The organism is Halomonas sp. 707D4, from assembly GCF_024158685.1.
GTDB lineage: Bacteria > Pseudomonadota > Gammaproteobacteria > Pseudomonadales > Halomonadaceae > Vreelandella.
In genome coordinates, this window is record NZ_JAMZBD010000119.1 from 1 (window position 1) to 7,724 (window position 7,724).

7 protein-coding genes are annotated in these 7,724 nt (G+C 62.7%); all 7 read right to left on the reverse strand.

Annotated elements, in window-relative coordinates:
* Positions 1-683: TRAP transporter large permease subunit (locus BIS11_RS07090; RefSeq protein WP_253585864.1), on the reverse strand; the 683-nt coding region annotated here is incomplete at its 3' end.
* Between the two features lie 3 nt (positions 684-686).
* Complete coding sequence (locus BIS11_RS07095; protein WP_253422428.1) at positions 687-1,223, reverse strand: TRAP transporter small permease; 537 nt, start codon at positions 1,221-1,223, stop codon at positions 687-689.
* A 60-nt stretch (positions 1,224-1,283) separates the two neighbouring features.
* A complete protein-coding gene (locus BIS11_RS07100; RefSeq protein ID WP_253422430.1) occupies positions 1,284-2,276 on the reverse strand; it encodes a TRAP transporter substrate-binding protein in 993 nt (330 codons plus the stop codon).
* A 26-nt stretch (positions 2,277-2,302) separates the two neighbouring features.
* Positions 2,303-3,226 (reverse strand): 5-dehydro-4-deoxyglucarate dehydratase, encoded by a 924-nt coding sequence (gene kdgD / locus BIS11_RS07105; protein WP_253422432.1) that lies wholly within the window; start codon positions 3,224-3,226, stop codon positions 2,303-2,305.
* Between the two features lie 217 nt (positions 3,227-3,443).
* Complete coding sequence (locus BIS11_RS07110; protein WP_253422433.1) at positions 3,444-4,769, reverse strand: glucarate dehydratase family protein; 1,326 nt, start codon at positions 4,767-4,769, stop codon at positions 3,444-3,446.
* Positions 4,770-4,830: 61 nt separating this feature from the next.
* Positions 4,831-6,399 (reverse strand): galactarate dehydratase, encoded by a 1,569-nt coding sequence (gene garD / locus BIS11_RS07115; RefSeq protein ID WP_253422435.1) that lies wholly within the window; start codon positions 6,397-6,399, stop codon positions 4,831-4,833.
* Positions 6,380-7,724 (reverse strand): tripartite tricarboxylate transporter permease (locus BIS11_RS07120; RefSeq protein WP_253585865.1); only part of this gene is annotated, 1,345 nt, incomplete at its 5' end. The genes BIS11_RS07120 and garD, both read right to left, overlap by 20 nt.

The following is a 7,724-nucleotide window of genomic DNA, read 5'->3' on the forward strand; positions in this document are numbered from 1 at the left end:
ACGATGATCACCGCGGTCATCAGTCCCGGCAGCGACGCGACCAGGCTCAAAAACAGCGCCTGCCAGCCGGGAAATGCCTCGCCCTTGTAGCCGCGCTTCACCGCGACGATGTACGCCGCTACCGCCAGGCTCAGACACATCAGGATGCCCGGCACGATGCCGGCGATGAACAGCTGCGTCACCGAGATACCGCCGCCGGCGGCCACCGCGTAGAGGATCATGTTGTGGCTCGGCGGGATGACCACCCCGGCAATAGAGGAGGTGACCGTGACGTTGACCGCGTAGTCGGCGTCGTAGCCCTTCTCCTTCATCACCGGGATGAGAATGGAGCCCAGCGCCGAGGTATCCGCCACCGCCGAGCCGGAGATACCACCGAACAGCATGGAGGAGCTGATGTTGACCATGCCGAGTCCGCCGCGCATCTTGCCCACCATGGCCGAGGCCAGGCGCACCAGGCGCGTCGAGATCCCGCCATGCAGCATCAGCTCACCGGCGAAGATGAAAAAGGGAATCGCCAGCAGCGAAAACACCGAAATGCCCGACAGGATCCGCTGGAAGGCGACGAACAGCGGCAGCCCCTCGTACATGAAGGTGGCGACCGCCGCCAGCCCCACGGCGAACGCGACCGGCGCGCCGGCCACCAGGCCCAGAAAGAAGAGTCCAAACAGGATGAGTAGCCCCATGGCCTAAGCCCTCTCGGTGGAGCGAGACGTGAGCCGCCGGAAAATATCGGCGGCGGCAAACAGCGCAATCAGCACGCCGCAGATCACCAACGGCGCGGCGCGAACACTTTCTGGCAGTCCAATCATGGGAATCGCACGCTGCATGTTGGTCATCACCAACTGCCACCCCTGAAAGGCCATGAAGACGCCAAACACGACGATGAACAGATCAGACACGTGGTGCATCAGTCCACGCAGTAGTGGAGGAAGGCTTTCACGAACGAAATCGATATTGAGATGGCTGCGATAGCGCACTCCGGCCGCTGCCCCCAGACAGGTGATGTACACCACCAGCACCAGCGAGGTTTGTTCGACCCAGGTGGGCGTATCATTGAGCACGTAGCGCCCGAACACCAGCCAGCCGAAGGTCACGATCAACGCGACCAGCATGATGCCAGCGACCCCGACACACACACCGGCTACGGCGTCCAGCACGCGATCGAGCGCCCCCTGCGAGGCCCTGCTCTTCTGCTCGTCCGGGGTTTCAAGTTCTATACTCACGTCACCGACCCTCTTACTCCCCGGCGGCGGCCCGCCGCCGGGAAACGTTCAAACGAAAGATCACTGCGCGGCGCGAATCTCTTCGATCAGCTCGCCGGTGCCGGGATTGTTGGCGATGAACTCCTCGTACATCGGCTCCATCAGGGTCTGGAACGCCTGCTTGTCGTCGACCTCGTTGATTTCGACGCCGGCATCCAGCACCAGTTGGCGGCTCTCCTCGGAGCTTTCGACCCACAGCGCGCGCTGCAGCTCGGAGGCTTTCATGCCTTCGTCACGCACGATCTCCTGATCCTCTTCGGAAAGCGCGTCCCAGCTCGATTTGGCTACGCACAGGCACTCCGGAATGATCAGGTGCTCGGTGAGCGAGAAGTACCCGGCCGCTTCGTAGTGGTTGCTGGATTCGAACGACGGGAAGTTGTTCTCGGCGCCGTCCAGCACGCCGGTGGTCAGGCTCTGGTACACCTCGCCGTAGGCCATGGGGGTTGCGTTACCGCCGAGTGCGGCCATCATCTGCACGTACAGGTCGTTGTTCATGACCCGAATCTTCAAGCCGCGCACGTCTTCCGGCGTGCGGATGGGGCGCTGGGTGTTATAGATACTGCGGGCGCCGGAATCGAACCAGGAGAGTACCACCAGCCCCTTGGCCTCGAGCGCATCCGCGAAACGCTCGCCGATTTCGCCGTCCATCACCCGGTGCATGTGGTCGATATCGGTGAACAGAAACGGCAGCGAGAAGACGTCGGTCTCGGGTACGATCGGGCCCATCGGCCCCATGTTGAAGTTGGCGAAATCGAGCGCGCCATTACGGGTCTGCTCGATGGCGTCGGACTGATCGCCCAGCACGGCGTTGTTGTAGACCCGCGGCGTCACGCGCCCGTCGGTTCGCTCGGCCACCGCCTCGGCGAACGCCTCGAGTGCTTCGGTATTGGGGTAGCCGTCCGGATGGATGTTCCAGCCGCGCCAGTTGGCGGCCTGGGCGGAGACCGCCGCGGCCAGCAGGGTGACCCCGGCGAGGGCGCTGATCGAATGGCGATAGAGGTTTGTTGTTTTCATCACTCACACCTTCTGTATTGGACGTTTCAGTGGTTGAAGGAACGCGCCTGATCGATCAGGCGTTCCAGTTGCTGGCGCTGCGCCGTGGTGGGCATGGTCAACGGCGCCCGAACGCTTCCTGCCGGGCGACCGATGATCGCGGCCCCCTCCTTTATCAAGCTGACGGCATAACCCGCCTTTTCATCGCGCAGGTCGATGAACGGAATGAAGAATTTCTGGGTGATCTCCTTGACCACCGCCGAATCGCCGCGACGCAGCGCCTTGTAGAAGGCGACCGCCATGTCGGGCACGAAGTTGAACACGGCGGAGGAGTAGGTGTTGACCCCGATGGAAAGGTACGCCTCGGCGAAGATTTCCGCCGTGGGAACGCCGCCCACGTAGACCAGTCGGTCACCCACGGTCTTGATGATCTTGTTCAGTGCCTGGATGTCGCCCTTGCCATCCTTGAGCCCGATCAGGTTCGGACAGCGCTCGGCCAGTGCCTGGACCGAAGCCGCCTCGAGTACCCCGTTGCCGCGGTTGTAGTAGATGACATTGAGGGCGGTGGAAGCACAGATCTGCCCGGCGTACTCGACCAGACCCTCCTGCGGGCACTCGGTGAGATACGGCGGCATCAGCAGGATACCGTCGGCCCCGGCCTCTTCGGCTGCCTTGGCGAAGGCCTTGCCGGCCTCGACGCTCAAGCCTGCGCTGGCAATCACCGGCAGCTTGCCGTCGACGACCTCCACGGCCGCCCGAACGATACGCGTGTACTCGTCAAGCGTCAGGTTGAAGAACTCGCCCGTGCCGCCGGCGACGAATACCGCCGAGATGTCATGACCGATGAACCAGGCCAGCCGCTCGCGATAGCGTGGCTCGTCGAACCGTCCGTCGGCGCCGAAATCCGTGATGGGAAAGGAGAGCAATCCATCGCCCACGGCTTCTTTGGTTTGTTGTGATGAAAATTTCACGGCAGCGCCCTCGTATGTGCCCAGGCCGGATGAATCGCTAGGGAGTCGTCTCGAAACAAGCCATTTTTAGTCATACATCATACTTTTGAAAAGTAAGCAACCCGAGCCAGAGTAGCAACTAAAAAGATGGGGGTTGCGACCAAAGTGCTATGGTCGAGGTTAGTGCGCACTACAACGCCACGGATGGGGAGAGTGCCGCCAAAACAAAACGTGCACTCTAGCGGACCAGTGCAGGACACTTGGGATCGAAGGTCCAGCCCGGAATCAGGTACTGCATCGCCATGGCGTCGTTGCGCTGGATGACGTCCAGCGATTGATAGAGCTGATGCGCCTGATTGAGCTTCTCCTCGTCGAGTTCGACGCCGAGCCCCGGGGTGGTCGGTACTTTGAGCTTGCCTTCGCGGATCAAGAACGGCTCCTTGGTGATGCGCTGGCCGTCCTGCCAGATCCAGTGGGTGTCGATCGCGGTGATCTCCCCCGGGCAGGCCGCGGCGACGTGGGTCATCATCGCAAGCGAAATGTCGAAGTGGTTGTTGCTGTGCGAGCCCCAGGTCATGCCCCACTCGTTGCAAAGCTCCCCGACCATGACGGCGCCCTGCATGGTCCAGAAGTGGCAGTCCGCCAACGGAATGTCGACCGCGTTGAGCTGGGCGGCGTACTGCAGCTGTTTGAAGTCGGTGGCGATCATGTTGGTGGCCGTGGGCAGACCCGTGCGTTTCTTGAACTCGGCCATGGTTTCGCGCCCGGAGTAGCTCTCCTCCTGGCCACAGGGGTCCTCGGCGTAGCTTAACAGGTGCTTGATCGGCTCGAGCACGCGCACCGCTTCGTCGAGCGTCCAGGCGCCGTTGGGGTCGAGCGTCAGGCGCGCCTCGGGGAAGGCATCGTGCAGCGCGCGGATGCAGTCGGCCTCCTCCTCGCCTCTAAGCACTCCGCCCTTGAGCTTGAAGTCCTTGAAGCCGTAGCGCTCATAAGCGGCCTTGGCGAGATTGGCCACCGCCTCCGGCGTCAGCGCCTTCTGGTAACGCACCTCGTCCCAGGCATCGACCGGGTCGCTCGTCTTCGGGTAGGGCAGATCCGTCTTGTCCGGGTCGCCGAGCAAAAACAGATAGCCGAGCGCTTCGACCTCGTCGCGCTGGCGACCGTACTGACCCAGCAGGTCCGCCACCGGAAGGCCCACCGCCTGGCCGTAGAGATCCAGCAGCGCCGACTCGAGCCCGGTAATGACGTGAACCGCCACGCGTAGATCGAAGGTCTGGCGGCCACGCTCTTCGCGGCCGTTTTTAGCCAGGGCCAGGCGGGCGCTGTTCAAGGTCTGCTTGAACGCGTTGACGGTGGAGCCCTCGACGATGCCGCGGCACTGCTCGAGTCCCTTGAGAATCCCTTCGCTCGACGGGATTTCACCGACGCCCTGATGGCCGGCGCTGTCTTCCAGAATCACGACACAGCGAATGAACCAGGGCGCGTGACCACCGCTCAGGTTGAGCAGAAACCCATCGTAGCCGGCGACCGGCACGACTTTCATCGACGTGATCTTGGGAAACATGGCGATAGCTCTCTTGTCGTTTGGCACTTTTGCGTCGTTGATACGTTTAAAAGGCGGCGGCTCAGGTCACCGGCGCCGGGTTGAACAGCACCAGGTCGTTATGGATGCCGAGCCGGTCCGCGGCGGCTTGCTTGCGCCCGCTGGCGACGTCGAGGATGAGGTGGAAAAGCTCCCAGCCCAGCTCCTCGATGGTGGCTTCGCCGGTGGCGATGCGCCCGGCGTCGAGATCGATGATGTCGTGCCAGCGCCTGGCCAGATGCGAGTTTGTCGCGACCTTGAGCACCGGCACCATGGCAAGCCCGTAAGGCGTGCCGCGTCCGGTGGTGAAGACCTGCAGGTTCATGCCCGCGGCCAGCTGCAGCGTGCCGCAGATGAAGTCGCTGGCCGGCGTGGCGGCGAAGGTCAGCCCCTTGCGGCGCAGCCGCTCGCCCGGGCCGATGACATCGACGATCGGCGAGTTGCCGGACTTGATGACCGAGCCCAGCGCCTTCTCGACCACGTTGCTCAAGCCGCCCTTCTTGTTGCCCGGCGACGGGTTGGCGCTGCGATCGGCCTGACCCTGCAAGAGGTAGTCGTCGTACCAGGCCATCTGGTCGATCAGCGCCTGGCCGACCTCGCGGTCGACGGCGCGCGGCGTGAGCAGGTGGATGGCGTCGCGCACCTCGGTCACCTCCGAGAACATGACGCTGCCGCCGGCGCGCACGATCAGGTCCGTGGCGAAGCCCACCGCCGGGTTGGCGGTCACGCCGGAAAAGGCGTCGCTGCCACCGCACTGCATGCCCACGGCCAATTCCGAGGCCGGGCAGGTTTCGCGGCTTCGCTTGTTCAAACGCTCCAGGTGGCGCTCGGCCATGGCGAGAATGCCCTCGACCATCTCGCCAAAGCCCTCGAAGCTCTCGTCCTGCAGGCTCAGCACGTTGGCGTCCGGGTCGGCGGCCTCGGTGTTCTCAAAGATCTTCACTGGACGATCTTCAAGCAGCGTCGACGGCTGGAGCTTTTCACAGCCAAGGCCGATCACCATGATCTCGTTGCCGAAGTTCGGGTTCAGCGCGATGTTCTTGAGCGTGCGAATGGGCACGATCGCCGCCGGCGCGTTGATCGCGACCCCGCAGCCATAGCTGTGGTTGAGCCCGACCACGTCGTCGACGTTGGGAAAACGCGGCAGAAGCTCGCGCTTGATCCGCGCGACCACGTACTCCACGGTGCCGGCCACGCACTGAACGCTGGTGGTGATGCCGAGCACGTTCTTGGTGCCCACACTGCCGTCCGGATTACGAAAACCCTCGAAGGTGTAGCCTTCGAGCGGCGCCTGGGCCGGCGGCTGGCGGGTCGCCAGCGGAAGCTCGGAAAGCGCCGGGGCCGTCGGCAGGCGCACGTTGTGCTCGTTGACGTGGGCGCCGCGCTCGATCGCGGTGACCGCGGTGCCTATCACCTCGCCGTAACGCACGATGTCGTCGTTTTCCTTGATCGGCTCGAGCGCCACCTTGTGCCCCTGGGGGATCGGCATCAGCGTCGTGCACGTCTCGTTGATCTTGACCCCTTCGGCAAGGCCCCCGTGCTCGATCACGATGGCGACGTTGTCGCTCGGGTGAACCTGAATGACGCGTGAATTAGTCGTTGGTTGAGTCATGACGCTTTCCTGCAGTGGTGTTCGAAGGGGTATGCATCTGGCTCAGCTCCATTTTCTGGCGAGCGCGCGACTTGAACCCCATTGCGATCGCAAACAGCACCGACGCGGCGATCAGCGCCCAGAGCACCATGGCGATCGAGCTCTTGGTGAAGAAGATGGAATAGGTACCGAAGGACTCGAGGCTCTTGACGAAATAGACCTCCGCCTGGCTTCCCAGAATGAAGCCGATGATCAGCGGTGCGACTTCCAGCCCGATCTTCTGAATCAGATAGCCCAGCACCCCGAAGATCAAAAGCGTCCAGACATCGAACATGATGCCGTAGTTGATCGCGTAAGCCCCCACCACGCACATCATGACGATGAGCGGATAAAGGATGTGCTTGGGGACCATGACCACCTTGGCGATATGCTTGATGGCGAAGAACATCAGCACGAACATGACGAAGTTCGCCAGCACCAGCGCCACCATCATCACATACCAGGTATCGTGGTTTTCCGGAATGAACAGCGGCCCGACCTGAATGCCCTGCAGCGTGAAGGCACCGATCAGCACGGCGGTGGTGGAGTCCCCCGGAATACCCAGCGACAAGAGCGGAATCAGCGCACCACCGGTCAGGGCGTTGTTGGCCGACTCTGACGCGATCAGGCCCTGGGGGGCGCCTTTGCCCATCTGCGAGGAGTCTCGAGCCAGGTTCTTCTCCTGCGTATAGGCGAGCACCGAGGCCGCGCTGCCCCCCACGCCCGGCAGCATGCCGACGAAGGTGCCGATGAACGACGAGCGAGTCAGGTTGGTCAGCCCACCCTTGAAGACCGACAAGGAGAAACCGCCCTCCTTGCCGAGCTTGATGCGCTCACCGGCCGTGTCGCGCTTCACGCCTTTCTCCGCTTCCAGCAGAATCGTCGAGATACCGAAAATGCCGATCAGCACCGGCAGCAGCGAAAAGCCCTCGAACAGGTACGGCTCCATGAAGTCGAACATCAGCCGGGTATGACCGTTGCCGCCATCGGAGATGCTATAGTCGCCGATCAGGCTGAGCCAGATGCCGATCACGCCGCTGAAGATACCGATCAGCATGCTGCTGGACAGCGAGGCGATCACCGAGAGCGCCAGCAGGATGATCAGAAACTTCTCGACATAGGAGAACTTGATCGAGAAGTCCGCCAGCAGCGGCGCGAACAGAAACAGCACCAAGGCGCTTACCAGCCCGCCCACAAGCGAGGCGATGACGCAGATGCGCAGCGCCTTCTCGCCCTCGCCCTTCTGGGCCATCGGGTAGCCGTCGAAGGTGGTGGTGATCGATGAAGGCGTGCCGGGAATGTTCAAC